Annotated in this window: 17 protein-coding genes and 1 tRNA gene; 2 read left to right on the top strand and 16 right to left on the bottom strand. The window is 63.1% G+C overall.

The window, feature by feature from the left end; translation table 11 throughout:
• Positions 1–13 precede the first annotated feature (13 nt).
• The 3 genes from fusA to rpsL are packed head-to-tail and all read right to left on the bottom strand — an operon-like array spanning position 14 to position 2,977.
• Positions 14–2,086, bottom strand: a complete 2,073-nt coding sequence (gene fusA / locus FNV92_RS14440) for an elongation factor G (RefSeq protein ID WP_015685400.1) — start codon at positions 2,084–2,086, stop codon at positions 14–16.
• Positions 2,087–2,119: 33 nt separating this feature from the next.
• Positions 2,120–2,590 carry a 30S ribosomal protein S7 gene (gene rpsG / locus FNV92_RS14435; protein ID WP_041748231.1) on the bottom strand — a complete coding sequence of 157 codons (471 nt, stop codon included), beginning with the start codon at positions 2,588–2,590 and terminating at the stop codon, positions 2,120–2,122.
• Positions 2,591–2,605: 15 nt separating this feature from the next.
• The gene (gene rpsL, locus FNV92_RS14430) at positions 2,606–2,977 is read right to left on the bottom strand and encodes a 30S ribosomal protein S12 (protein WP_007603006.1); all 372 of its coding nucleotides are present in this window, start codon (positions 2,975–2,977) and stop codon (positions 2,606–2,608) included.
• A gap of 656 nt (positions 2,978–3,633) precedes the next feature.
• On the opposite strand from rpsL, the gene FNV92_RS14425 reads away from it, so the two are divergent.
• Positions 3,634–4,875, top strand: a complete 1,242-nt coding sequence (locus tag FNV92_RS14425) for an FAD-dependent oxidoreductase (protein ID WP_143845920.1) — start codon at positions 3,634–3,636, stop codon at positions 4,873–4,875.
• Here FNV92_RS14425 and FNV92_RS14420 read toward each other — a convergent pair.
• The 12 genes from FNV92_RS14420 to FNV92_RS14365 form a co-directional block, all read right to left on the bottom strand.
• On the bottom strand, positions 4,800–6,827 hold the full coding sequence (locus tag FNV92_RS14420; RefSeq protein ID WP_143845921.1) for an ABC transporter ATP-binding protein: 2,028 nt from the start codon (positions 6,825–6,827) through the stop codon (positions 4,800–4,802). The genes FNV92_RS14425 and FNV92_RS14420 overlap by 76 nt on opposite strands.
• A 132-nt stretch (positions 6,828–6,959) precedes the next feature.
• Positions 6,960–9,014: an FAD-dependent oxidoreductase gene (locus tag FNV92_RS14415; protein WP_143845922.1), complete on the bottom strand. Its 2,055-nt coding sequence runs from the start codon at positions 9,012–9,014 to the stop codon at positions 6,960–6,962.
• A 192-nt stretch (positions 9,015–9,206) separates the two neighbouring features.
• Positions 9,207–13,403, bottom strand: coding sequence for a DNA-directed RNA polymerase subunit beta' (rpoC, locus tag FNV92_RS14410; RefSeq protein ID WP_015685395.1), 4,197 nt, complete (start codon positions 13,401–13,403; stop codon positions 9,207–9,209).
• 129 nt (positions 13,404–13,532) lie between these two features.
• Positions 13,533–17,657: a DNA-directed RNA polymerase subunit beta gene (rpoB, locus tag FNV92_RS14405; RefSeq protein WP_015685394.1), complete on the bottom strand. Its 4,125-nt coding sequence runs from the start codon at positions 17,655–17,657 to the stop codon at positions 13,533–13,535.
• Between the two features lie 479 nt (positions 17,658–18,136).
• Positions 18,137–18,508: a 50S ribosomal protein L7/L12 gene (gene rplL / locus FNV92_RS14400; protein WP_015685393.1), complete on the bottom strand. Its 372-nt coding sequence runs from the start codon at positions 18,506–18,508 to the stop codon at positions 18,137–18,139.
• A 54-nt stretch (positions 18,509–18,562) separates the two neighbouring features.
• Positions 18,563–19,081 (bottom strand): 50S ribosomal protein L10, encoded by a 519-nt coding sequence (rplJ, locus tag FNV92_RS14395; RefSeq protein ID WP_143845923.1) that lies wholly within the window; start codon positions 19,079–19,081, stop codon positions 18,563–18,565.
• A gap of 580 nt (positions 19,082–19,661) precedes the next feature.
• Complete coding sequence (locus tag FNV92_RS14390; protein WP_143845924.1) at positions 19,662–20,615, bottom strand: 2-hydroxyacid dehydrogenase; 954 nt, start codon at positions 20,613–20,615, stop codon at positions 19,662–19,664.
• A 90-nt stretch (positions 20,616–20,705) separates the two neighbouring features.
• Positions 20,706–21,398 carry a 50S ribosomal protein L1 gene (gene rplA, locus FNV92_RS14385; protein ID WP_015685390.1) on the bottom strand — a complete coding sequence of 231 codons (693 nt, stop codon included), beginning with the start codon at positions 21,396–21,398 and terminating at the stop codon, positions 20,706–20,708.
• A 6-nt stretch (positions 21,399–21,404) separates the two neighbouring features.
• Positions 21,405–21,833 carry a 50S ribosomal protein L11 gene (gene rplK, locus FNV92_RS14380; RefSeq protein WP_007602986.1) on the bottom strand — a complete coding sequence of 143 codons (429 nt, stop codon included), beginning with the start codon at positions 21,831–21,833 and terminating at the stop codon, positions 21,405–21,407.
• 133 nt (positions 21,834–21,966) lie between these two features.
• Positions 21,967–22,524 (bottom strand): transcription termination/antitermination protein NusG, encoded by a 558-nt coding sequence (gene nusG, locus FNV92_RS14375; protein ID WP_015685389.1) that lies wholly within the window; start codon positions 22,522–22,524, stop codon positions 21,967–21,969.
• Complete coding sequence (gene secE / locus FNV92_RS14370) at positions 22,524–22,715, bottom strand: preprotein translocase subunit SecE (RefSeq protein ID WP_007602984.1); 192 nt, start codon at positions 22,713–22,715, stop codon at positions 22,524–22,526. Before secE ends, nusG begins: the two co-directional genes overlap by 1 nt.
• A 336-nt stretch (positions 22,716–23,051) precedes the next feature.
• A tRNA-Trp gene (locus FNV92_RS14365) sits at positions 23,052–23,127 on the bottom strand.
• Between the two features lie 165 nt (positions 23,128–23,292).
• On the opposite strand from FNV92_RS14365, the gene FNV92_RS14360 reads away from it, so the two are divergent.
• Positions 23,293–24,516 (top strand): serine hydrolase domain-containing protein, encoded by a 1,224-nt coding sequence (locus tag FNV92_RS14360; RefSeq protein ID WP_168213717.1) that lies wholly within the window; start codon positions 23,293–23,295, stop codon positions 24,514–24,516.
• 5 nt (positions 24,517–24,521) lie between these two features.
• On the opposite strand, the gene FNV92_RS14355 is transcribed toward FNV92_RS14360, so the two are convergent.
• On the bottom strand, positions 24,522–26,489 hold the full coding sequence (locus FNV92_RS14355; protein WP_143845926.1) for an AI-2E family transporter: 1,968 nt from the start codon (positions 26,487–26,489) through the stop codon (positions 24,522–24,524).
• Positions 26,490–26,514: the final 25 nt, after the last annotated feature.

The raw sequence follows: 26,514 nt of genomic DNA, 5'->3' as shown, positions 1-26,514 counted from the left end.
AGACCGACGACAATCAGGCAAACTTCTTCTGGACTTCTGCCGACACGTTGGCCGGCGCTTCTGCGTAGTGGTCGAATTGCATGGTGAAGGTTGCGCGACCCTGGCTCATCGAGCGCAGGTTATTCACGTAACCGAACATGTTCATGAGCGGCACCATCGCGTTGATGACGTTGGCGTTGCCGCGCATGTCTTGACCCTGGATCTGACCGCGCCGCGAATTCAGGTCGCCAATGACCGAGCCGGTATAGTCTTCCGGGGTCACCACTTCGACCTTCATGATCGGCTCGAGCAGGACGGACTTGCCCTTCTGCAGCGCTTCGCGGAACGCCGCGCGCGATGCGATTTCGAAGGCGAGCGCCGACGAGTCGACGTCGTGATACTTGCCGTCGACGAGCTGAACCTTGACGTCGACCACGGGGAAGCCCGCGACCACGCCAGAGCTCATCACGCTGTTGAGACCCTTTTCGACGCCGGGGATGTATTCCTTCGGAACAGCACCGCCGACGATCTTGGACTCGAACTCGTAGCCCTTGCCGGGCTCGTTCGGCTCGACCACGATCGACACTTCCGCGAACTGACCGGTACCACCGGTCTGCTTCTTGTGGGTGTACTTGACCTCGGCCTTCTTGGTGACGCGCTCACGGAACGCCACCTGCGGCGCGCCGATGTTTGCGTCGACCTTGTAGGTACGACGGAGGATGTCGACCTTGATGTCGAGGTGGAGCTCGCCCATGCCCTTGAGGATGGTCTGGCCGGACTCCTGGTCGGTCGACACGCGGAAGGACGGATCCTCCGCGGCGAGCTTGGCCAGCGCCACGCCCAGCTTCTCCTGGTCGGCCTTGGACTTCGGCTCGATCGCGATCTCGATGACCGGCTCGGGGAATTCCATCTTCTCGAGGATCACCTGCTTGTCGGGATCGCACAGCGTGTCACCGGTGCGCGCTTCCTTCAGGCCGGCCAGCGCGACGATGTCGCCGGCATAGGCTTCCTTGATGTCTTCGCGGTTGTTCGCATGCATCAAGAGCATGCGCCCAATGCGCTCCTTCTTCTCGCGCGTCGAATTCACGACGCCGGTACCGCTCTGCAGAACGCCGGAGTAGATGCGGCAGAAGGTGATCGTGCCGACGAACGGATCGTCCATGATCTTGAACGCGAGCAGCGCGAGCGGCTCCTTGTCGTCGGCCTTGCGCACGACCTCGTTGCCACTGTCGTCAGTGCCCTTGATCGCGGGCACGTCGATCGGCGACGGCAGATAGTCCACGACGGCGTCGAGCAGCGGCTGCACGCCCTTGTTCTTGAAGGCCGAGCCACACAGCACGGGATAGAACGCACCGGTCAGCACCGCCTTGCGGATCAGCCGCTTCAGCGTCGCTTCGTCCGGCTCGTTGCCGTCGAGGAAGGCAGCCAAAGCGTCGTCGTCGAGCTCGACGGCGGCTTCCACCATCTTCTCGCGGTATTCCTTGGCCTGGTCGACGAGGTCTTCCGGAATGTCGACATAGTCGAACTTCGCGCCGAGCGATTCGTCGTTCCAGACGATGCCCTTCATCTTCACGAGGTCGACGAGACCCTTGAAGTTGTTCTCGGCACCGATCGGAAGCTGGATCGCGATCGGCTTGGCGCCGAGACGGTCGACGATGTCGGCCAGACACTTGAAGAAGTCAGCGCCTGTCTTGTCCATCTTGTTGGCGAAGACGATCCGCGGAACCTTGTACTTGTCACCCTGGCGCCAGACGGTCTCGGTCTGGGGCTCGACGCCCTGGTTCGAGTCGAGCACACACACGGCGCCGTCGAGCACGCGCAGCGAACGCTCGACTTCGATGGTGAAGTCGACGTGGCCGGGAGTATCGATGATGTTCAGGCGCTTGCCGGCCCAGAACGCGGTGGTCGCAGCCGACGTGATCGTGATGCCACGCTCCTGCTCCTGCTCCATCCAGTCCATCGTCGCGGCACCTTCGTGCACTTCGCCGATCTTGTGGCTCTTGCCGGTGTAATACAGGATGCGCTCGGTGGTCGTGGTCTTGCCGGCGTCGATATGCGCCATAATACCGAAGTTACGGTAGTCTTCGATGGCATGTTGGCGGGGCATAGGTCGTTCCTTGCGAGTCCGAGTGTGTCGCCGTTACCAGCGATAGTGCGAGAAGGCACGATTGGCTTCCGCCATCCGGTGCACGTCTTCACGCTTCTTGACGGCGTTGCCACGGTTGTTCGACGCATCCAGGAGCTCAGCAGAGAGCCGCTCGGTCATCGTCTTCTCGTTGCGCTCGCGCGCAGCCGAGATCAGCCAGCGAATGCCCAGCGCCTGACGACGCACCGAGCGAACCTCGACCGGAACCTGGTAGGTCGCGCCGCCGACGCGGCGGGAGCGAACCTCGATCGTCGGCATGACGTTCTCGAGCGCCTGCTCGAACACGCCGAGCGGGCTCTGCTTGGTCTTGGCTTCGATGAGACCGAACGCACCGTAGACGATGCCTTCGGCGACCGACTTCTTGCCGGCGTACATCACCGAGTTCATGAACTTCGTGACGATGATGTTCCCGAATTTCGGATCCGGAAGAACTTCGCGCTTTTCCGCTGAGTGGCGACGAGACATGGAGCTGGTTCCCGCTTACTTCGGACGCTTGGCGCCGTACTTCGAACGACGCTGCTTACGGTTCTTGACGCCCTGGGTATCCAGAACGCCGCGGAGGATGTGGTAGCGCACGCCGGGCAAATCCTTGACGCGACCGCCGCGGATCATGACCACCGAATGCTCCTGGAGGTTATGGCCCTCGCCGGGGATGTAGCCGATCACCTCGAAGCCGTTGGTCAGGCGCACCTTGGCAACCTTACGAAGCGCCGAGTTCGGCTTCTTCGGGGTCGTGGTGTAGACGCGCGTGCAAACACCACGCTTCTGCGGCGACTGCTGCAGCGCCGGCACCTTCTTGCGCGACTTCTGCACTTCCCGCGGTTGAGCGATCAGCTGGTTGATCGTCGGCATTCTGGCCTTCACCCTTTTTCTGCCGCGGCCCCCTTCGGGTCCGCAAATTCTTTCGAGCTCCCTGCCCGACGAGGCCACCCCGTGCAGAACAAACCGCACAAAGCGAAATTGCGCCAACCACTCCATCACTGAGCGGAAAGCGTTACGACGCCACAGAGGACCGCAGTTTTCAGGCCAATCGGCATAAAGCCGCGGCCTGCGCACCGAGGTCATGCATCCGAATTCGATCTCAAGAGAACGAGCTCAAGAGAACTAAAATCGCACTGGCATTGCCTAGCTATGATCGACAGCGTTTGAGCGGCATTCGTCGAGGTTGGTGCCTGTCTTCAGCGATCCCTTGGGATCCGATCCCGAGGGATCAACAGGTGGCCCGTTCCGACGTTGGCGATGCTCACCGCCTGTCGTTAAGTGAGGCGCTTTCTATAAGTGGGAATCGATCAAGTCAAGGCGAAACGACAGTCACAAAGCGCTTCTCGCACCTATGGAATTTGCCCGTTCGCCGCACTGATCGCGCTTCCCGGATATGGGAACGGCATAACGGTTCCGCCACCCCCATCGGACATTTATGTCCGGGTACAATGTACTTTTATAACCCCCGCTAAGGCTTTCTTGTCTGTTGATGCGGCAATCTGCCGCCTTCGGCAGAGATTCACGCCATGCGCTACACCGACATTGCCATCATCGGCGGAGGATTGTCCGGTTCTACCGCCGCCGCAATGCTCGGCCGCGCCGGCATTTCGGCGGTGCTGGTCGATCCGCATGAGAGCTATCCGGCGGACTTTCGAGTCGAAAAACTCAGCGGTCACGTCCAGGTCGAGCGATTCCTGAGGACCGGAATCGGAGAATCGGTGCTGCGCCGGGCGACCTTTGCCGGCGAAAACTGGATCGCGCGATTCGGCCGCCTGCTCGACAAGGCGCCGAGCCGTCAGTTCAACATCCTCTACGATTCCTTCGTTAACGCGGTCCGCGAGGAGATCCCTGCCACGGTCGAGCGCATCTGCGCCAAGGCGATAGCAATCGAGACGAGCGCGGAGCGGCAGAGGATCACGCTCTCCAATGACGAGACCATCTCGGCCCGCCTGATCGTGCTCGCCAACGGGCTCAATGTCGGGCTGCGACACCAACTCGGCATCGTGCGGAAAGTCGTTAGCGCCTGCCACTCGATCTCAATTGGATTCGACATCGCCCCGGCCGGGCGGAGTACGTTCGATTTCCCGGCGCTGACCTACTTCTCGGAGCGCCCCAGCGACCGCATCCCCTACATCACGCTGTTTCCGATCGGCACACGGATGCGGGCCAATCTGTTCGTCTATCGCGGCTTCGACGATCCCTGGCTGCGCAAGCTGCGCCGGGCACCCGCCGAGACGCTGGACGCCGCCCTGCCCCGGCTCAAGCGCATCACGGGCGCATTCGATATCCAAGGCGAGCTGAAGGTTCGCCCGATCGATCTCTACGCGAACGATGCAAGCGGCCAGCCTGGCCTCGTGTTGGTCGGGGATGCGTTCTCGACCTCATGCCCCGTCGCCGGCACCGGCTGCGACAAGGTCTTCACCGACGTCGAGCGGCTCTGCAACGTCTACATCCCGCACTGGCTCGCATCCGACGGGATGGACGCGGACAAGATCGCGGCCTTCTACGCCGATCCGGTCAAGCAGGATTGCGACGACTGGGCGGCCGCGAAGGCGTTCGACTTCCGCTCGGTTTCGATCGGCACCAGCCCCTACTGGATGGCGCAGCGCTGGGCGCGCTTCATCGCATGGTCGGTTCAGGGGCTCGTACGGCCGCTTGGAGGCGCCTTCCATCTGGAGCCGAACGTCCTCGGTCACTCCTCCTCGTCGTCCTCGTCCTCATCGTCATCGAGGTCGTCGTCATCATCGTCGGTGTCGTCATCGGCCTGAGCCGCCGCTTCGTGCGGCTGGTGGGTCTGGTCGTTCCACAATTTGCGGTAGGTTCCGTTCATGGCGAGCAGCTCGGCATGGGAGCCGCGTTCGATCGCCCTGCCCCCTGAAATCACGATGATCTCGTCCATCTCGACCACCGAGCTCAGGCGGTGGGTCGACCAGATCATGGTGCGGCCCTTGGCGACCTTGAGCAGTGTGCGGTTGATCGCGGCCTCCGTGGTCTGGTCGAGCGCCGAAGTTGCCTCGTCGAGCAGCAGCACGGACGGATTGCGGATGACCGCGCGTGCGATCGCAATGCGCTGGCGCTGGCCGCCCGACAAGGTATCGCCGCGCTCGCCGACCGGCGTGTCGTATCGCTGCGGTAGACTCATGATGTAGCGGTGGATCTCGGCCTTCCTGGCGGCCTCCTCCACCTCCTCGTCGGTCGCGCCTTCCTTGCCGAGCCGGATGTTCTCGCGGATCGACATGTTGAACAGCATGTTCTCCTGGAACACCACCGCCATGCTCCGGCGCAGCGAATCCAGCGTTACCTTGCGGACGTCGACGCCGTCGATGGTGACGCGGCCCTCATCAGGCACGTAGAGCCTCAGAATCAGATTGAGCAGCGTGCTCTTGCCGGAGCCGCTGGGCCCGACGATGGCGATACGCTTGCCGACATCGAGCTTGAGGCTGAGATTGTCCAGCACCGGCGTCTGGCTGCCCTCGTACTGGAACGTCACTCGGTCGAAGGTGATGTCGTGGGTGACGCGCGGCAGATCGGGTGCGCCGGGCCGATCGGCACTGCGCGTCGGTTCGTCGAGCAGTTCCTGCATGTGGCGGATCGCGGCGGCCGAGGAGATCGACACCGGAACGAAGTGCATGACGTGGGCGATGTTGTAGGATACCTCCCAGAACGCGCTCTCGAAGGTCACGAAGGTGCCGATGGTGATCTGCCCTTTGGTTGCCAGATAGGCGCCAATCGCGAGCACCACGATGTGCAACAGCAATACCGAGATGGTGACCGTCCTCTCGACCATGGTGGAGAGGAACGCGGCCGAGGCCATCTTGTTGCGGGTCTCGTCGTTGCGGAAGGTGAAGAAGCCGAACATCCGGCGTTGCAGGCTGAACGCCTTGATCACCGCCTGCGCGGCGACGTTTTCCTGCACCATGCCGAGCAGCGCGCTCTCGTTGAGCTTCTGCTCGTAATTGGCCTGCACCGCCTTCGGCGTGAGCATGCGCGGACCGATCAGCGTGATCGGAAACACCAGCAGCGCGACCACCGCGAGCTGCCAGTTCAGAAACACCATCAGGATGATGCCCGCAATCAACTCCAGGAACGGCAGAGCCGCGCTGTTGGCGAAGGTCTTGACCGACCCCTCGAAGGCCGCAAGGTCGACGGAAAAGCGCGACAGTATCTCGCCGCGCTTGGTCCGCCCGAAATACGCCGCCGGCAGGTCCTGAACGTGCTCGAACAGGCGCTTGCGGACGTCGGAGATGATGCAGGCAGCCAGCCGCGCGTCCCAGCGCTCGTACCAGACCGCGACGATGGAGGTGAAGATGCCGGCGACCGCGAGCACGCCGAGGATCTTGTAAAGCGCATGGAAATCCTCCTCGCCGAGAGCGTCGTCGATCAGGTACTTCAAGCTGAGCGGCATGATGACATTGAACAGCGTCTCGACGAAGACGCCGAACGCCACGAATGACAGCATCCGCTTGTAGTTGGACAGAAAGGGTTTGACGAAACCGAGGATGGTGGCGAGCGCGCCGGCGGCCTCGCGCGCGGTAAAGACGACGAGGTCCTCGTCCTCATCGTCGTCATCGAGCTCCAGCTCGTCATCCTCCTCGTCTTCGTCGTCTTCGAGGTCGGGCCTGACGGCGGCGAGCTTCTTGTCGAGCTCAGCCGCCTCTTCCGCAGCGAGCTTCTTGTCGTCGAGAGAGGGAGGCTTGGAAGTGGGAGGCTTGGACGCCATGAAACCAACCGATGCTGACGGCCGGCATGACCGCAGAGAAAGCAGGACATAGCGGCAACCGCTATTGCACCGATTCTATGCGATCATGATGAATTCGGCAAAGCAATTGGCGAATCCGGTGCGCCCGAAAGGCTAGTCGTCGTCCTCGACCTTGTCGAAGAACGAATAACGCAAGCTGTCGGCGTCGGCGTACCACTGGCCCGGGCCCTTGTTGGCCGCGAGCGTCGCTTCCCACAGCGCATCGGCGCAGTCCTTGCGGTGCATCGACAGGTCGAAGCCGTTGCCGAAGAACAGTTCGGACCATTCCCACCAGGTGCCGAGCTTCTTGACCCCGCGCAGCAGGTCGTAGCGGTCGATCACGGCCGAGGCCATGTCCGAGGTGATCGAGCCGAACACGAGACCGGTCCTGACCACGCGGTTGAGCTCGCGGATCGCGCGGACCACCTGCTTCGGGGAAACATGGCAGAGGCTGGTCTCGAACACGAAGTCGAACGCGCCGTCCTTGAACGGCATGTCGGTGATCGAGCCGAGCTTATTGTACTTCTTCAGAGCCTTCGGCGTCTTGGCGTGGATAGCGCGGTTGTTCTCGATGCCCCAGGCATCGATGCCGCGCTCGCGCAGTGCGCCGACCAGTTCGCCGCTGGCCGAGCCCGCGATCAACAGCTTGGCGCCCTTGACCTTGCCCCAGACGATGCCGATCAGCTTTGTGAGATAGTCGGGATCCGTGAAATGCCGCCACGCCTCGCTATAGGGGCCGAGGCCGCGATAATTCTCGAAATACTCGCGATCGATCTTGTCCGAGAGCGGCTTGCTGTCCTGCGCACGCTCCCGGCGCAGCCGCATCATCTCGGTCAGGATGATGTCGGTTGCCGCGTCCGACGAATCGAGCAGCCCGTTCAGGGTCGAGTCGAACAGATAGTCGCCGACCACCACGATGCCGGGATGCTCCTTCGGCTCGGGCCGGTGATTGGTCATGACATCGCGCACAGGCATACCGCCTGGAATCGCGTTCACCGACGACAGCCAGCGATGGATCTTCCCTTCCATGAAATGCGCTCGCGCATCGCCGAACGAGGCCGGCAGCGATTTCAGCGCAGCGTCGATCAGCTCCTGGTCCGAGAGATTCGCGAAGGCCAGCGCATCCGACCCGGGAATGAGCCAGTTCAGGACGCCATGCTTGCCGACATCGTGGCGCGCGCCTTCATTGTAGACGCAGCAGCCGCCGAAGGCCTCCGACATGAACCAGGCGCCGGGAATCTTCTCGCCCCAGAACGGCGTGTCGAACAGGATCGAGACGCGCAGGTAGTGTGCGGGACGATCGAAGTACGAGACGTGCTTGACCATCGACTTGCGAAGCTGCTCGCCTTCCCAGCCGACGGTGGCGAGCCAGGAATGCGGCAGGCAGACCAGCACGAGGTCGAAATCGCGCGTCTCCGGCCCCTTGCCATTCATCATCTTGAGCTGGTAGCGGCCGGTCGGCGCCTTGCCGACGGCGAGCACGCGATGATTGAGCTGGATATCGGCATTGACCTCCGACTGCAGGCACTCGATCAGTTGCTCGTTGCCGTTCTGGATGGAGTAGAGGCCGATATAGCCGTCGACATCCATCAGGTAGTTCTTCAGCGCGTTGAGGCCGTTGGTGTTGTGGCTTTCGGTCGCGATGTCCGAGCGCGCCATCACCTTGAAGAAACGCTTTGCGGTTTCGTCCTCGACCTCCTCGTCGAGCACCTGCTCGGCGGTCTTGTAGGCCCAGGGGTTCTCGTTGTCGTGCGCGCCGACGCCCTCGTAATACTCGATCGGCGACAGCGCTTCGGCGCAGCGCTTGCGGAACGCCTCTATCGCCGCCGCGGTCTTGGCGCCGTATTTGCGGCGCATGCCTGCGACGTCGTTGAGGAGTTCACCGCCGAACTGGACCTGCTCGGCGTCCATCGGAATGGTCTGAAGTCCGAAATGCTGGATCAGCTCGCGCAGCGGATCGGGGCCGGTCATCGAGTAGTCGTAGATCTCGGCAACGCCGGCTTCGTACATCGCGGGTGCGGAAGCGAATTTGCGCGTGACGATCTTGCCGCCGAGCCGGTCCGAGGCCTCGTAGATGGTGACGCGACAGAGGTCGCCGAGCTTACGCTTCAGGTACCAGGCGCTCATCAGCCCGCCGGGGCCGCCGCCTACGATTGCGAGATCAAGCATGTGCGTTCCGTGGTCTCCGGCGCTGCCCCCCGTCACGGGACCGCCGTCTAAGCTCCCCTAGCAGAAGCGCTTTTGCGCCTGAAGGAAAGATGAACAAAGGTTGATCCTGCACCGCAACAGGGAAACAAAGCAGCAAAAAGGCCGGCTTGCGCCGGCCTTTTCATTGTCCTCGGTATTCCTACGGATGAACGATTATTCCGCAGGCGGGAGCGCAGGAAGTTCAGCCTCCGGAGCCGGCGACACGACGGCCGCCTGCTTCTCGCGCTCGTCCAGGATCATCTTGTCGCGCTTCATCGCGACTTCGCGGATCTTGGCCATGGAGGCGCCGGTGCCCGCCGGGATCAGCCGGCCGACGATGACGTTCTCCTTGAGACCTTCGAGCGGATCGACCTTGCCGTTGACCGCCGCTTCCGTGAGGACGCGCGTGGTCTCCTGGAACGAAGCCGCCGAGAAGAAGGAGCGGGTCTGGAGGCTCGCCTTGGTGATGCCGAGCAGAACCGGCGTACCCGTGGCGATCTTCTTGCCCTCTTCCTTAGCCTTCGCGTTCAGCACGTCGAACTCGATCTTGTCGACCTGCTCGCCGGAGATCATGTCCGTGTCGCCCTGGTCGGTGACTTCCACCTTCTGGAGCATCTGACGGACAATCACCTCGATGTGCTTGTCGTTGATGAGCACGCCCTGGAGCCGGTAGACCTCCTGGATCTCGTTGACCAGATAGGCCGCGAGCTCCTCGATGCCCTTGACCGCGAGAATGTCGTGCGGCGCCGGGTTGCCTTCCACGATGAAGTCGCCCTTTTCGACGACGTCGCCGTCCTGAAGGTGGATGTGCTTGCCCTTCGGGATCAGGTACTCGCGCGCCTCGTCGGTCTTGTCCATCGGCTCGATCGAGATGCGACGCTTGTTCTTGTAGTCGCGCCCGAACCGGATGGTGCCCGCGATTTCGGCGATGATCGCCGCATCCTTCGGACGCCGAGCCTCGAACAGTTCCGCCACCCGCGGCAGACCGCCGGTGATGTCACGCGTCTTGGCGCTTTCGGTCGAGACACGGGCGAGGATGTCACCCGTATTGACCTTGGCTCCGACGTCGACCGAGAGAATGGCGTCGACCGACAGCATGTAGCGGGCATCGCCGCCACGGGCGAGCTTGAGCACCTTGCCGTCCTTGCCCTTCACCACGATGGCCGGACGCAGGTCCGCACCGCCGCGGGTCGACCGCCAGTCGATGACCACGCGCTTGGCGATACCGGTGGCTTCGTCCAGCGTTTCCGAGATCGACTGCCCTTCGACCAGATCCTCGAAGCCGATCGTACCTTCGACTTCGGTGAGCAGCGGACGGGTGTAGGGATCCCACTCGACGATACGCTGGCCGCGCTTGACGCTGTCGCCCTCGTCGACGTGCAGGCGCGAGCCGTACTGGACGCGGTGCGTCGCACGTTCGGTGCCGTCGGCATCGACGATCGCCACCACCATGTTGCGCACCATCGCGACCAGGTGACCTTCGCTGTTGCGGGCGATGGCCTTGTTCCTGATCACGATCTTGCCGTCGAAGTTGGCTTCGACGAAGGACTGCTCGTTCAGCTGCGCCGCACCGCCGATGTGGAAGGTGCGCATGGTGAGCTGGGTGCCCGGCTCACCGATCGACTGCGCCGCGATGACGCCGACCGCTTCGCCGTGGTTGACCGGCGTGCCGCGGGCGAGGTCGCGACCGTAGCACATGCCGCAGATGCCGTTGACGAGCTCGCAGGTCAGCGCCGAGCGGATCTTCACCTCCTGCACACCACCCTGCTGGATGGCGTCCAGATGGCTCTCTTCCATCAGCGTGTCGCGCTTGATGATCACCTTGCCGGAGCTGTCACGGATGTCTTCGCAGGCCGTGCGTCCGAGGATGCGCGAGCCGAGCGAAGCGACCACGGTGCCGGCATCGACGATGGCGCGCATCTTGATGCCGAGCTTGGTGCCGCAGTCACTCTGCGTGATGATGCAGTCCTGCGCGACGTCGACGAGACGACGGGTCAGGTAGCCCGAGTTCGCGGTCTTCAACGCGGTGTCCGCGAGGCCCTTGCGGGCGCCGTGGGTCGAGTTGAAGTACTCGAGAACCGAAAGACCTTCCTTGAAGTTCGAGATGATCGGCGTCTCGATGATCTCACCCGACGGCTTGGCCATCAGGCCGCGCATGCCGGCGAGCTGGCGCATCTGGGCCGGCGAACCGCGGGCACCGGAGTGAGCCATCATGTAGATCGAGTTGATGTCGGCATCCGCCCCGCTCGCCGTCTTCTTGGTCGAGGAGATCTCCTTCATCATCGCCTTGGCGATTTCTTCCGTGGCCTTCGACCAGGCGTCGACGACCTTGTTGTACTTCTCGCCGTGGGTGATCAGACCGTCGTTGTACTGCTGCTCGAAATCCTTCGCCAGCGTACGGGTGGTGTCGACGATCTTCCACTTGGAATTCGGCACGACCATGTCGTCCTTGCCGAACGAGATGCCGGCCTTGAACGCGTTGTAGAAGCCGAGTGCCATGATGCGGTCGCAGAAGATCACCGTCTCCTTCTGACCGCAATGGCGGTAGACCTGGTCGATCACGCCGGAGATCTCGCGCTTGGTCATCAGCTTGTTGATGATCTCGTACGTGACGCGCGGATTCTTCGGCAGCAGATTGCCGAGCATGACGCGGCCGGCGGTGGTTTCGATCCAGCGCGTCGAGACCTTGCCGGTCTCGTCCATGCCCTGCCACCGGTACTTGATCTTGGTGTGGAGGTGGATGACCTTCGCGTGCAGCGCATGCTCGAGCTCGGCCATGTCGCCGAAGATCTTGCCCTCGCCGGGCAGGCCTTCACGCATGATCGAGACGTAGTAGAGACCGAGCACGATGTCCTGCGACGGCACGATGATCGGCTGGCCGTTCGCGGGATGCAGGATGTTGTTGGTCGACATCATCAGGACGCGCGCTTCCAGCTGCGCTTCGAGCGACAGCGGAACGTGCACGGCCATCTGGTCGCCGTCGAAGTCGGCATTAAACGCCGAGCAGACCAGCGGGTGAAGCTGGATCGCCTTGCCCTCGATCAGCACCGGCTCGAACGCCTGGATGCCGAGGCGATGCAGCGTCGGCGCGCGGTTGAGCAGCACGGGATGCTCGCGGATCACCTCGTCCAGGATGTCCCAGACCTCGGGCCGCTCCTTCTCGACCAGCTTCTTGGCCTGCTTCACGGTGGTGGACAGGCCCTTGGCGTCGAGCCGCGAATAGATGAACGGCTTGAACAGCTCGAGCGCCATCTTCTTCGGCAGGCCGCACTGATGCAGGCGCAGCTCGGGACCGACCACGATCACCGAACGGCCCGAATAGTCGACGCGCTTGCCGAGCAGGTTCTGGCGGAAACGGCCCTGCTTGCCCTTGAGCATGTCGGCGAGCGACTTCAGCGGACGCTTGTTGGCACCCGTGATGACGCGGCCACGGCGGCCGTTGTCGAACAGAGCATCGACCGCTTCCTGAAGCATGCGCTTCTCGTTGCGGATGATGATGTCAGGCGCGCGCAGCTCCATCAGCCGCTTCAAGCGGTTGTTGCGGTTGATGACGCGGCGATAGAGGTCGTTGAGGTCCGAAGTCGCGAAGCGGCCGCCGTCCAGCGGCACCAGCGGACGCAGGTCCGGCGGGATCACCGGGACCACGGTCATGATCATCCATTCCGGCTTGTTGCCGGAGTGGCGAAACGCTTCCACGATCTTCAGGCGCTTGGCGAGCTTCTTGTGCTTGATGTCGGAGTCGGTCTCCTGCATCTCGAGGCGCAAGGTGGCTTCGAGCTTCTCGAGGTCCATGCCCTTGAGCAGTTCGCGGATCGCTTCCGCGCCGATCATGGCGGTGAAGGAATCCTGACCATACTCGTCCTGGGCCTTCAGATACTCGTCTTCCGACAGCAGCTGACGGTCCTTGAGCGCGGTGAGACCCGGCTCGAGAACGACGTAATATTCGAAGTAGAGGATCCGCTCGAGATCCTTCAGCGTCATGTCCAGCAGAAGGCCGATGCGCGAGGGCAGCGACTTCAGGAACCAGATGTGGGCGACGGGGGCCGCGAGCTCGATATGGCCCATGCGCTCGCGCCGGACGCGCGACAGCGTGACCTCGACCGAGCACTTCTCGCAGATGATGCCCTTGTACTTCATGCGCTTGTACTTGCCGCACAAGCACTCGTAGTCCTTGATCGGCCCGAAGATGCGGGCGCAGAACAGACCGTCGCGCTCGGGCTTGAAGGTACGGTAGTTGATGGTCTCCGGCTTCTTGATCTCGCCGTAGGACCAGGACAGAATCTTCTCTGGGCTCGCGATCGAAATCCGGATCTGGTCGAAGACCTGAGCCGGAGTCGTCGGGTTGAAGAGATTCATAATTTCTTGGTTCATCGTCTTCTCCTCGCGTGCCGGTCGCCTACGGCCGCAAATTCGAAAATCACTCAATCGGGGCGCCCTGCCCTCAAGGCCTCGGGAGGGGCGCCAATGCCCGGCCGTGAAGGCCGGGCATGAAAGGTCGTGTTACTCGGCCGCTTCCGACGTCGGCGCCGGTCCCACCTTGGAATTGTGCAGGTCGACGTTGAGGCCGAGCGAGCGCATTTCCTTGACCAGCACGTTGAACGATTCCGGAATGCCGGCCTCGAACGTGTCGTCGCCGCGCACGATCGCCTCGTACACCTTGGTGCGGCCGGCGACGTCGTCCGACTTCACCGTCAGCATCTCCTGGAGCGTGTACGCCGCGCCGTAAGCCTCGAGCGCCCACACCTCCATTTCGCCGAAGCGCTGGCCACCGAACTGCGCCTTGCCGCCCAGCGGCTGCTGGGTAACGAGCGAGTACGGACCGATCGAACGCGCGTGGATCTTGTCGTCGACCAGATGGTGCAGCTTGAGCATGTAGATGTAGCCCACCGTCACCTTGCGATCGAACGCATCGCCGGTGCGGCCGTCATAGACGGTCGACTGACCCGAAGCGTCGAGACCGGCAAGCTTGAGCATCTCCTCGATGTCGGCTTCCTTGGCGCCGTCGAACACCGGCGTCGCGATCGGCACGCCGCGGCTCAGATTGTGGCCGAGTTCGATCAATTCGTTGTCGTTGAGCGACTTGATCGTCTCGTCCTCGCCGTAGACCTTCTTCAAGGTTTCCTTCAGCGGCTTGATGTCCTGCTTCGACAGGTAAGCATCGACCGTCTGGCCGATACGCTTGCCGAGGCCGGCGCAGGCCCAGCCGAGATGGGTCTCGAGGATCTGTCCGACGTTCATGCGCGAGGGCACGCCGAGCGGATTGAGCACGATGTCGGCATGCGTGCCGTCTTCGAGGAACGGCATGTCCTCGATCGGCACGATTTTCGACACCACGCCCTTGTTGCCGTGGCGGCCGGCCATCTTGTCGCCGGGCTGGATCTTGCGCTTCACCGCGACGAAGACCTTGACCATCTTCATCACGCCGGGCGGCAATTCGTCACCACGCTGAAGCTTCTCGACCTTGTCGAGGAAGCGCTGCTCGAGCCCCTTCTTCGACTCGTCGTACTGCTTCCGCATGGCCTCGATCTCGGCCATCAGCTTGTCGTTCGGCGAAGCGAACAGCCACCACTGCGACTTCGGGTACTCCTCGAGCACCGCACGGGTGATCTTGGTGTCCTTCTTGAAGCCCTTCGGACCGGCAATACCCTGCCGCCCCTCGAGCAGCTCGGCAAGACGGTTGTAGACGTTGCGGTCCAGGATCGCCTGCTCGTCGTCGCGGTCCTTGGCCAGACGCTCGATCTCTTCCCGTTCGATCGCCAACGCACGCTCGTCCTTGTCGACGCCGTGCCGGTTGAACACGCGCACTTCCACGATCGTGCCCTGCACGCCCGGAGGAACGCGCAGCGAGGTGTCGCGAACGTCGGAGGCCTTTTCGCCGAAGATGGCGCGCAGGAGCTTTTCTTCCGGCGTCATCGGGCTTTCGCCCTTCGGCGTGATCTTGCCGACCAGGATGTCGCCGGCGCGCACTTCCGCGCCGATGTAGACGATACCGGCTTCGTCGAGGTTCTTCAGCGCTTCTTCCGAGACGTTCGGAATGTCGCGGGTGATTTCCTCAGGTCCGAGCTTGGTGTCGCGGGCCATCACCTCGAATTCTTCGATATGAATTGAGGTGAACACGTCTTCCTTCACGATCCGCTCAGAGAGCAGGATCGAGTCTTCGAAGTTGTAGCCATTCCACGGCATGAACGCGACGAGCACGTTGCGCCCGAGCGCGAGCTCGCCGAGATCGGTCGACGGACCGTCCGCGATGATGTCGCCCTTCTTGACGATGTCGCCGACCTTCACCAGCGGACGCTGGTTGATGCAGGTCGACTGGTTGGAACGCTGGTACTTCATCAGCCGGTAGATATCGACGCCCGACTTGGTCGGATCGAGATCTTCCGTGGCGCGGATGACGACGCGGGTCGCGTCGATCTGGTCGATCACGCCCGAACGGCGTGCCGCGATCGCGGCTCCCGAGTCGCGCGCAACAACGCCTTCCATGCCGGTGCCGACGAACGGAGCCTCGGCGCGAACCAGCGGCACCGCCTGGCGCTGCATGTTCGAGCCCATCAGCGCGCGGTTGGCGTCGTCGTTCTCGAGGAACGGGATCAGCGCCGCGGCGACCGAAACGAGCTGCTTCGGCGACACGTCCATGTAGTCGACCTTGTCGGGCGTCATCGGCACGACGTCGCGGGTTCCGCTCGAACGGCAGACGACCAGATCCTCGGTGAAACGACCCTTGGCGTCGATCGGCACGTTGGCCTGCGCGACCGAGTACCGTCCCTCCTCCATCGCCGAGAGGTACACGACCTCGTCGGTGACGCGGCCGTCCTTCACCTTGCGATAAGGCGTCTCGACGAAGCCGTACTTGTTCACGCGCGCGAAGGTGGCGAGCGAGTTGATCAGGCCGATGTTCGGGCCTTCCGGCGTCTCGATCGGGCAGATGCGGCCGTAATGCGTCGGATGCACGTCGCGCACCTCGAAGCCGGCACGCTCGCGGGTCAGACCGCCCGGTCCAAGCGCCGAAAGACGGCGCTTGTGGGTGATCTCCGACAGCGGGTTGGTCTGGTCCATGAACTGCGAGAGCTGCGAGGAGCCGAAGAACTCGCGCACGGCGGCAGCCGCCGGCTTGGCGTTGATCAGGTCCTGCGGCATGACCGTGTCGATGTCGACCGAGGACATGCGTTCCTTGATGGCGCGCTCCATGCGGAGCAAGCCGATGCGGTACTGGTTCTCCATGAGCTCGCCGACCGAGCGCACACGGCGGTTACCGAGATGGTCGATGTCGTCGATCTCACCCTTGCCGTCGCGCAGATCCACCAGCGTCTTGATGACGGAGAGGATGTCTTCCTTGCGCAGCGTGCGCTGGGTGTCGGGCGCATCGAGGTCGAGGCGCATGTTCATCTTGACGCGGCCGACCGCGGAGAGGTCGTAACGCTCGGCGTCGAAGAACAGCGACTGGAACATCGCCTGGGCCGAATCCAGCGTCGGCGGCTCGCCCGGACGCATCACGCGGTAGATGTCGAACAGCGCGTCCTCACGCGTCATGTTCTTGTCGGCCGCGAGCGTGTTGCGGATGTAGGCGCCGACATTGACGTGGTCGATGTCGAGCAGCGGCAGTTCCTTGTAGCCGTGCTCGTTGAGCGCCTTCATGGACTTGTCGGTGATCTCTTCACCGGCTTCGGCGTGGATCTCGCCGGTCTTGGGATTGACGAGGTCCTCGGCCAGATAGTTGCCGACGAGCTCCTCATCCGACAGGCGCAGCGCCTTCAGGCCCTTCTCCTGCATCTGACGCGCACCGCGCACGGTGAGCTTCTTGCCGGCCTCGAGCACGACCTTGCCGGTATCGGCGTCGATCAGGTCGTTGATGGTCGAGTAGCCGCGGAAACGGTTGGCGTCGAACGGAACGCGCCAGCCTTCCTTGGTCCGCTTGTAGAGAATCTTCTTGTAGAACGTCGACAGGATCGCCTCGCCGTCGAGGCCGAGCGCAAACATCAGCGACGTCACTGGAATCTTGCGGCGACGATCGATACGCGCATAGACGATGTCCTTGGCGTCGAACTCGATGTCGAGCCAGGAACCGCGATACGGGATCACGCGGGCAGCGAACAGCAGCTTGCCCGAAGAATGGGTCTTGCCCTTGTCATGGTCGAAGAACACACCGGGCGAACGGTGCATCTGCGAGACGATGACGCGCTCGGTGCCGTTGACGATGAAGGTGCCGTTCATCGTCATGAGCGGGATATCGCCCATGTAGACGTCCTGCTCCTTGATGTCCTTCACCGACTTCGCGCCGGTTTCCTCGTCGATATCGAACACGATGAGGCGCAGCGTCACCTTGAGGGGAGCCGCGAAGGTCATGCCGCGCTGGCGGCACTCGTCGACGTCATATTTCGGCTGCTCGAACTCGTAACGGACGAATTCCAGCATCGAGGTGCCCGAGAAGTCGGAGATCGGGAACACGGAACGGAACACGGCCTGCAGGCCCTCGTCGAGACGACCGCCCACGGGTTCGTCGACCATCAGGAACTGGTCATAGGACGCCTTCTGAACCTCGATGAGGTTCGGCATCTCGGCGACTTCCTTGATGTGTCCGAAGAACTTGCGAACGCGTTTGCGACCGGTGAATGTCTGCTGCGCCATCGTGGCCTCTCATTTCGTCGCCCGCTCGGGGCGCGTCGTCCAGGACGCGGCTGCCACCGCTCCCCGGGTTGAATTTTTCGAACCCGTTTTGGGGACCAAAGATCCAGTTTCAGGCCGTCATGTCCTGAATCTGTTCTTCAGACCTTCAAAACGCAAAACGACGCGCGGGGCGCATAGGCACGCCCGCCCGTCACAACGATCGTCTTCACGGACTGAAAAAGCCCGAAATAGCTTGCTCTCCCAACGGCTTACAGGGAAATCCCGCATCCCTGCCCACCGCGCTTTCGTGCTGCCGAACCGATATGGGGCGACAATAGTGGAGATTCGAGGGGGTAACCCTCAAATCCCCACACTTTTTCGTGTTCGGCCTGCGTCGGGACGTTCCGTCGCACGCCTTTTGCATCTGGTCCACCCTTGAGAGATGGACCAAGACCCCGGCTTCGCTGATGCTCGCCGGGATCTTCGCCAGTAAGCTTTGCTTACTTGAGCTCGACCTTCGCGCCAGCCTTCTCGAGCTGGACCTTGATCTTCTCGGCTTCGTCCTTGTTCACGCCTTCCTTGACAGGCTTCGGCGCGCCCTCGACGAGGTCCTTTGCTTCCTTCAGGCCCAGGCCGGTGATGGCGCGGACTTCCTTGATGACTTCGATCTTCTTGTCGCCGGCGGAGGCCAGGACGACCGTGAACTCGGTCTTCTCTTCCGCCGGAGCGGCGGCAGCAGCGGCAGGACCGGCAACGGCCACGGCCGCAGCGGCGGACACGCCCCACTTTTCTTCGAGAAGCTTGGCGAGCTCGGCGGCTTCGAGCACGGTGAGGCTCGAGAGGTCGTCAACGATTTTCTGCAAGTCAGCCATTGTTCTGTTTCCTTGAATGTAAGTCTGGTTCGGGTTTGAGTTTTGCGAAGGGCGTCAGGCCGCTTCGCCCTTTGAGGCATGAGCCTGGATGACGCGCGCGAGCTTGCCCGCGGGCGCGTTTGCGAGCTGCGCAAGCTTGGTCGCCGGGGCCACGAGGAGGCCGACGATCTTGGCACGCAGTTCATCAAGCGACGGCAGCGAGGCAAGCGCCTTCACGCCATCGACATTCAGGACGGTCGTTCCCATCGACCCGCCAATGATGACGAACTTTTCGTTCGCCTTGGCGAATTCGACGGCGACCTTTGGCGCCGCTACCGGATCGTTCGAAGTGGCGATCACGGTCGGTCCCTTCAGCATGGGACCGATGGCAACGACGTCAGTGCCTTCAAGAGCAATTTTGGCGAGACGGTTCTTCGAGACCTTCACCGAGGCGCCAGCCTGCTTCATCTGCGTACGCAGCTTCTGCATCTGGGCAACGGTCAGGCCGGAATATTGGGCAACGACCGCGACGCTCGTGGCCTTAAAGGCCAAATTGAGCTGTTCGACCGCTTCCTTTTTTGCCGCTCGTTCCACAGCAAGCTCTTTCCGGTTGGCGGTCATCGCGAGAAGCGGGACCGCCGGGTTGCACCCATCGCCCCACCCAAAACCTGAACCTCAGGGCAGAACCCTTCGGACACGCGCCGGGCGAGACGACAATTCAAAGCCTGCCCTCCGGGAGCCCGCTAGAGCCCACGGCGTGTCGAGGTCCGAACCAAACCCATTCCGCCACCAACCTTAGGCAGGAGGCAAAGTGAAACCGGTCTTCACCCGTCTATGCAGGCCATACGATTAAGCCGTTGAGAAATCGAAATTTCCCGCGGGCGCCTGCAGTCTTGGACAGGACAAGGTCAGCCGGCGAACCGCCCGACCTCTGCCCGCACTCCACCAACCGACGGGTTTTCCTTCCTCTTCCGGCAAATCCTCGCGGACGTCCTGAAAAGGAATGATCTCCTGTCTTGTCGGGTTTTCGGAATGCGTGCACGAACGCGCCAGCCGAGGCCGGCACGTCCGGAAGCGGTTCTTTAACCGCTCCCGGCCTGCTTGCCAAGAGCAAAATTCACACCAGTTCCAATCCGTTGGCGGCGGGGCCTGATGCGGGCCTATAAGGGCCGATTCAGGCCGATTTGACCGCGTAGGGCAGCGGCTTGCCCTGAAAGAAAGCGGCCAGGTTCGCCAGCACGCAGTCCTGCATGGCGACGTGCGATTCGAGGGTGTGGCCGCCGATATGCGGGGCGAACACCACGTTGGGGAGCGCGGTCAGGGCGTCCGGGGCGTGCGGTTCCTGCTCGAAGACGTCGAGGCCGGCGCCGGCGATGGTCTTGTCGGTCAGCGCCGCGACCAGCGCCTGCTCGTCGATTACCGACCCACGGGAGATGTTGACGACATAGCCGTCCGCCCCGAGCCGCCCGAGGATATCGGCATTGACGACGTGCTGGGTGTCGGCCCCTGCCCGGACCGCTATCATCAGCACGCTGCACCAGTCGGCCAGCGCCTCCAGCGTGGGGAAATATTGATAGGGCAGATCGTATTTGGTGCGGCTGAAATAACCGATCTCGCTCTCGAACGCGGCGCAGCGCACGGCGATCTTGCGGCCGATCTCGCCCATGCCGTAGACGCCGACGCGGCGGCCGGGCAAGCCGGCCTGCGGGCGCATCATCGGCGACGGTTTCGACGCCGCCCAATCGCCGCTGCGGACATACTGGTCGGCGACCAGGATCCGCCGCGTCGTCGCCAGCATCAGGGTCATCGCGATATCGGCCACCGAGGCTGCATTGGCACCGGGACTGTGCCCGACCGCGATGTTGCGCGCGGTGGCCGCCTTCAGGTCGACACCGTCATAACCGGTGCCGTAGCAGATGATGGCGCCGAGCTTTGGAAACTGGTCCATCGCTTCCGCGCCGAGCGGCTGGCCGCCACCGGTCAGGATCGCGCGGATGCCGCCGAGCTCCTCTGCCGGAAACACCTCGCGGGCCGGCTTGCCGGCGGTGTCGAGCAACTCGAACCGTTCGGCGAAGCGCGCCATCATCGTCCTGGGAAAGCGCGAGTAGATCAGGACCTTGTCAGCCATTGTTCTTGTTTCCGGTGAGTGCCGTCGAAAATGGAAAGGGGCGGAATCGGTCGCCCGATTCCGCCCCTCGCCTCATGCAATTCTCGAACCTTAGCCCAGAATGGTGCCCGGCTCGACCTTCACGCCCGGGCCCATCGTCGAGGACACCGCAACGCGCTGGATGTAGGTGCCCTTGGAGCCGGCGGGCTTGGCCTTGGAGACCGCGTCCGCGAGCGCCTTGATGTTCTCGACCAGCTTGTCCTCGGAGAACGAGGCCTTGCCGACGCCGGCCTGCAGGATGCCGGCCTTCTCGACGCGGAACTCGACCGAGCCGCCCTTGGCACCCTTGACGGCGTTGGTGACGTCCATGGTCACGGTGCCGATCTTCGGGTTCGGCATCAGGCCGCGCGGGCCGAGCACCTTACCGAGACGGCCGACCAGAGGCATCATGTCGGGAGTGGCGATGCAGCGGTCGAATTCGATCGTGCCGTTCTGCACCTTCTCGACCAGGTCCTCGGCGCCGACGACGTCGGCACCCGCAGCCTTGGCCTCGTCGGCCTTGGCGCCGCGGGCGAACACGCCGACGCGGAGCGTACGGCCGGTGCCGTTCGGCAGGGTCACGACACCGCGGACCATCTGGTCGGCGTGACGCGGATCGACGCCGAGATTGATCGCGACCTCGATGGTCTCGTCGAACTTCGCCTTGGCGCGTTCCTTGACCATCTTGATGGCGTCCGCGAGCGGGTAAAGCTTTTCGCGATCAACACCTTCGCGGGCTTTGTTCAAACGCTTTCCGATTGCCATAGCCGCTTACCCCGCCACTTCCAGACCCATCGAACGGGCAGAGCCCTCGACCATCTTCATGGCCGACTCGATCGAGTCGCAATTCAGATCCTTCATCTTCTTCTCGGCGATCTCGCGCACCTGCGCTTTGGTCACCGCGCCAGCCTTGTCGCGGCCCGGAGCTTTCGAACCGGACTGGATCTTGGCGGCCTGCTTGAGGAAGAAGGACATCGGGGGCGTCTTCATCTCGAACGTGAACGAACGATCGGCGTAGATCGTGATCACGACGGGAATCGGAGTGTTCTTCTCTTCCTTCTGGGTCTGGGCGTTGAACGCCTTGCAGAACTCCATGATGTTGAGACCGCGCTGACCAAGCGCGGGACCGATCGGGGGCGAAGGATTCGCCGCACCGGCCGGGACCTGAAGCTTCAGGTATCCGGTCACTTTCTTTGCCATGTATCACTCCTGTTGTGCCGGCAGATCGCCGGCGGTTTCAGGTTCGTGGTCTGGGTCGGATGCGGCTGGCAACCGCCCTCTCCCTCCCACGGCCTCTTCATAGCGCGAGACCGAAGCCTCACGCCTCAAACGATCAGACCTTCTCGACCTGACCGAATTCCAGCTCGACCGGCGTGGCGCGGCCGAAGATCGACACCGCGACCTTGACACGCGAACGCGCCTCGTCGATTTCCTCGACCACTCCCGAGAACGAAGCGAACGGGCCATCGGCCACGCGCACGTTCTCGCCGATCTCGAACGACACCGAAGCCTTCGGCCGCTCCACGCCCTCCTGCACCTGGTGCAGGATGCGCATGGCTTCCGATTCGGAAATCGGCATCGGCTTGTTTTCGGCGCCGAGGAAGCCCGTGACCTTCGGCGTGTTCTTGATCAGATGAAACGCCTCGTCGGTCAGCTTCATCTTCACCAGCACATAGCCCGGGAAGAACTTGCGCTCGGCGTCGATCTTGCGGCCGCGGCGCACTTCGGTGACCTTCTCGGTCGGAACCAGCACCAGCTCGAACAGCTCCTCGAGCCCGCGCTGCTTGGCCTGCTCGCGGATCGATTCGGCGACCTTCTTCTCGAAGTTCGAATAGGCGTGGACGATGTACCAGCGCTTGTCGGACGATTGGGTTGCAGCGGCTGTAGCCATCAGTGAATGCCCAAAAGGAAGGTGATGAGGACGCGGATGATCTGGTCGGCGGCGAAGAAGAAGATCGAGGCCACCGCGACCATGACGAACACCATGATGGTGGTGATCGTGGTCTCACGGCGGGTCGGCCAGGTGACCTTGGCGGTCTCCGAGCGCACTTCCTGCAAGAACTTGAACGGGCTGACTGCCATCGTTTGAATGTCCAACGTCCGTCGCCGGACGCGAATGAATTTCAGGGATCCGAACAGCCGCCGTTGGCCCAGCCCTCTGTCTCGAAGGATGAGCCGGAAACCGGGCTCGATTGTTCGGGGATTTCAAAGCCGCGCCGGAGATCCGCGTCTAACGGGCCGGCTGCGAGTGCGGCGTAGATACTGCGGATGGGGCCAAAGGTCAAGGTGTGGGCCGGCCGGAATGCCCGTGGCCACCTGCCGCGGACCTGATCCGGATCAAGGGCTTACCCCGTCCCTATCACCCACGGTCCGAGCTTTGGGCCCGCCGCTGTCCTGATCCTGATTGTCTGGATTAGCTGGCAGGAGTGGCAGGGCTCGAACCTGCGACCCCCGGTTTTGGAGACCGGTGCTCTACCAATTGAGCTACACTCCTACGGACCCTCACGTCGCCGCGCGGATCAGGGCCGCTTTCAAGCACAGGGGGCGGCTGGTTTGCAAGGCCGGATTGCAAGGGTGAAGCGCGCTGGCTTCGCTTGTTTGTGCCGCGCCTTCTGGGCCACACTTCGTCCCCGACAATAATGTGCCCCCGGGAGTGAACATGACCGCCACAGCCGCCCCTCGCGCCGCGATCGCGCCGAAAACCCCGCCTTTGCCTGATGCCAAGCCCGAGGCGCTGGGCCTGTCACGCCCTCATCTCCAGGCGATGTCGGGTGCCTTCAAGCGCGAGATCGACAAGGGAACCGTCCCCGGCGTGACCGTGCTGGTGTCCCGGCGCGGCCAGGTCGGCTGGTTCGAGGCGCTCGGCAAGCAGAGCCCGACCGGGTCTGCCGAGATGGCGCTTGATTCGATCTTCCGCATCTTCTCGATGACCAAGCCGATCGTGTCGGTCGGCATCATGGCGCTGCTCGAGGACGGCCATTTGCTGCTCGGCGATCCCGTCGCAAAATTCATCCCGGAGTTCGCAGGCCAGAAGGTCGGTATCGTCAGCGGCGGCAAGCTGGAACTGGTTCCGCCGAAGCGGCCGATGACGGTGCAGGACCTGCTCCGCCATACCTCCGGCCTGACCTACGAGCACCAGGGCGACGGCCCCGTGCACAAGATCTACCAGGATTCGCGGGTGCGCAGCCGCAAGATCACCAATGCCGAGCACGCCGCGCTGGTGGCGAGCTTCCCGCTGGTCTGCCATCCCGGTGACGAGTTCAACTACAGCCGCTCCACCGATATCCTCGGCCGCATCATCGAGGTGGTCAGCGGCAAATCGCTTGGCGTCTTCCTCACCGAGCGCATCCTCGCGCCGCTCCAGATGGCCGAGACCGGGTTCTCGACCTCCGAAGCGAATGCCGGCCGGCTCGCCGAGCCGTTCGCAGCCGATCCGTGGACCGGCGACAAGGTCGCGCTGTTCAGTGCACTGGAGCAGCCGATCATGGAGTCCGGCGGCGGCGGTCTGGTCTCCACCACGATGGACTATGCCCGCTTCGCGTTGATGCTGCGCAACGGCGGCACGCTCGACGGCAACAGGATCATCGGCCGCAAGACGCTGGAGCTGATGGCGTCGGATCACCTCGGGCCGCACGTCGTGACAAATGGCACGCTGCTGTCGCCCGGGCACGGTTTCGGTCTCGGCTTCGCAGTCCGCCGCGACGCCGGCATCGCGCCCTTCCCCGGCAGCGTCGGCCAGTATTTCTGGAGCGGCATTGCCGGCACGTTCTTCTGGATCGATCCGAAGGAAGACTTGTTCGTGGTGTTCATGAGCCAGGGCCCAGGCCAGCGTGACTTCACGCGGACCTTGGTGCGAAATCTCGTTTACGCGGCGGTCGAGTAGCCTTTTCAGGCACGCGCCAACACGGCAGGCTCCGCAACAGACGGCGCGGCGCCAGCCTGGCCTTGTGCCATGGAGACGACGATTTGCGCCGCCTCGCGCAGCGAGGTGGCAAACAGATCGGCCTTCGCCGTCTCACGCAGCTCGTCGATGTTGGCGACGTCCTCCGCCCAGCATCCAACCATGATGGACGCCTGCGGCAGCTTGCGGCGAAGCCGGCGCACCGCGTAGCGCAGATGCGCCGGGCTCGTGATGCCGACATAGCCCAGACAGACCAAGGCCACGCCTGACGTCTCGAGACGGAAGATGTTCGCGGTGGACAGGGCCTCCGGTCCTTCGACACGGCTGCCGACGCCATGCGCGCGGCACAGCTGCGCGAGCATGATGGCACCGGCCTCGTCGAGCATGGTCCGGCCGCCAATGCAGAGCACGGCATTTTCACCGCGAAATGGCTCCGCAAGTTTGGCTGCATCGAGCGCGGGGATGTCCGGTTGGTCACTGGCCGGGGCGACGGTTTCGACGGCATCGGCTGCTTCGGCATCCTCGGTGCGCTCACTCCCGACGGGGCGGCCGTCATCCAGGTCGGAGAGATCGTCGACAAATTCAACCACGGTATCGCGAATGCGTGCGAGCCGGATCTGGTCCAGGGCAGCGCGGTCGAGGTCCGACTGGGCCAGTTGCATGCCCTTGAGCGCGACCTCATCGTAATAGGCAGCGAGCGATCGCTCCTTGAGAAACTGCTCGGCCTTCTCGGCGGCCTCGGTCGGATCTCCCGCCAGCATGCGCTGGTAGAAAATCTCCGGAGGCGACAGTGCCGGGCGGTCGCCGAACATGACGTCCAGGAAGGACAGCCGCTCGACGTGCCGGCCCAGCACGACCAGACACACAGTCAGCGGCGTTGCGAGCACGAGCCCGATCGGCCCCCACAGCGCTGTCCAGAACGTGGCCGAGACGACGACAGCCACGGGCGAAAGGCCGGTGGTGCGGCCGTACAACAGAGGTTCGACCACCTGCCCGACCAGCGGTTCGATGACGAAAAACAGCGCCGCGGTCCAGGCCAGCATCCACCAGCCGGGATCGACCGCCACGGCGAGCGCAAGCGGGAACGCCGCCGCTATGATGGAGCCGATATAGGGCACGAAGCGCAGCACGGCCGCGAGAATGCCCCACAGCGCCGCGCTGGGAACTCCGATCAGCCACAGGCCGGTGCCGATCATCACACCAAAGCCGGTATTCAGCATGAGCTGGTTGAGGAAAAGCCGGCTGAGGCGCGCCGCGGCGTCGTCAAGGGCCGCAGTGGTGCGTTGCAGATCGTGGGAGCCGGCCAGCCTGATCAAACGGTTTCGCAGATCCTCGCGCTGAATCAGGATGAAGATCACGAAGATGACGATGATACCCGTCGTTGCCAGTGGCGACACTAGGGGTGCGATCAGCGAGCGCAGGCTCTCCAGCGCGCCGGGATCGGGCTGCAACACCTCAACCGGGACCGGCTTGACGCCGGGATGGGCCGGAGTGCCTGAGGTCAGCGGATTTGCGGGCGCGACAGACTTCGGCTTATCCAGTTCCTTGCCAAGATCCTGAAGCATCTCGGCGGCACGCTCGAGCGTGGAGCTGCCGCCTGCCACGCCGCGCACCGACTGGATCTTGGACAGGATCGTGGCCTGGTACTTCGGCAGATCGCCGGCCAGGCCATTGAGCTGAGTCGCGATCACGCTTCCCAGCGCGAAGATGATCACGAAGGCGAACAGCACGACGCCGACCACGGCCAGCGCGCGCGGGGCATGAAGACGCTGCATCAGCCTGACTGGAGCCGCGAGGACGAAGCTCAGCAGGATGGCCAGTGCGACGGGAACGAAGATTTCCCGCCCCAGATAGAGCGCCGCGACGATGATGATGCTGAGGATCGCCGCACCCACCGTGACAACCATCGCGGAGACGTCGTCGGAAGATTGCGGCTTGATCACCGTGGGGATCATCTGTCTCGCTTCCGGCCCTCGCCTG

The sequence above is a fragment of the Bradyrhizobium cosmicum genome, from assembly GCF_007290395.2.
GTDB classification, from domain to species: Bacteria; Pseudomonadota; Alphaproteobacteria; order Rhizobiales; family Xanthobacteraceae; genus Bradyrhizobium; species Bradyrhizobium cosmicum.
This window is presented reverse-complemented; position numbering and strand designations above follow the sequence as displayed.

Bases quoted from the DNA above. Each gene is read 5' to 3' on its own strand.
- FNV92_RS14390 (WP_143845924.1), bottom strand. From the start codon at position 20,615: ATGGCTGACAAGGTCCTGATCTACTCGCGCTTTCCCAGGACGATGATG.
- rpoB (WP_015685394.1), bottom strand. From the start codon at position 17,657: ATGGCGCAGCAGACATTCACCGGTCGCAAACGCGTTCGCAAGTTCTTC.
- FNV92_RS14425 (WP_143845920.1), top strand. From the start codon at position 3,634: ATGCGCTACACCGACATTGCCATCATCGGCGGAGGATTGTCCGGTTCT.
- rplA (WP_015685390.1), bottom strand. From the start codon at position 21,398: ATGGCAATCGGAAAGCGTTTGAACAAAGCCCGCGAAGGTGTTGATCGC.
- rplK (WP_007602986.1), bottom strand. From the start codon at position 21,833: ATGGCAAAGAAAGTGACCGGATACCTGAAGCTTCAGGTCCCGGCCGGT.
- FNV92_RS14420 (WP_143845921.1), bottom strand. From the start codon at position 6,827: ATGGCGTCCAAGCCTCCCACTTCCAAGCCTCCCTCTCTCGACGACAAG.
- nusG (WP_015685389.1), bottom strand. From the start codon at position 22,524: ATGGCTACAGCCGCTGCAACCCAATCGTCCGACAAGCGCTGGTACATC.
- FNV92_RS14355 (WP_143845926.1), bottom strand. From the start codon at position 26,489: ATGATCCCCACGGTGATCAAGCCGCAATCTTCCGACGACGTCTCCGCG.
- FNV92_RS14415 (WP_143845922.1), bottom strand. From the start codon at position 9,014: ATGCTTGATCTCGCAATCGTAGGCGGCGGCCCCGGCGGGCTGATGAGC.
- FNV92_RS14360 (WP_168213717.1), top strand. From the start codon at position 23,293: ATGACCGCCACAGCCGCCCCTCGCGCCGCGATCGCGCCGAAAACCCCG.
- rpsG (WP_041748231.1), bottom strand. From the start codon at position 2,590: ATGTCTCGTCGCCACTCAGCGGAAAAGCGCGAAGTTCTTCCGGATCCG.
- rplL (WP_015685393.1), bottom strand. From the start codon at position 18,508: ATGGCTGACTTGCAGAAAATCGTTGACGACCTCTCGAGCCTCACCGTG.
- secE (WP_007602984.1), bottom strand. From the start codon at position 22,715: ATGGCAGTCAGCCCGTTCAAGTTCTTGCAGGAAGTGCGCTCGGAGACC.
- fusA (WP_015685400.1), bottom strand. From the start codon at position 2,086: ATGCCCCGCCAACATGCCATCGAAGACTACCGTAACTTCGGTATTATG.
- rpsL (WP_007603006.1), bottom strand. From the start codon at position 2,977: ATGCCGACGATCAACCAGCTGATCGCTCAACCGCGGGAAGTGCAGAAG.
- rpoC (WP_015685395.1), bottom strand. From the start codon at position 13,403: ATGAACCAAGAAATTATGAATCTCTTCAACCCGACGACTCCGGCTCAG.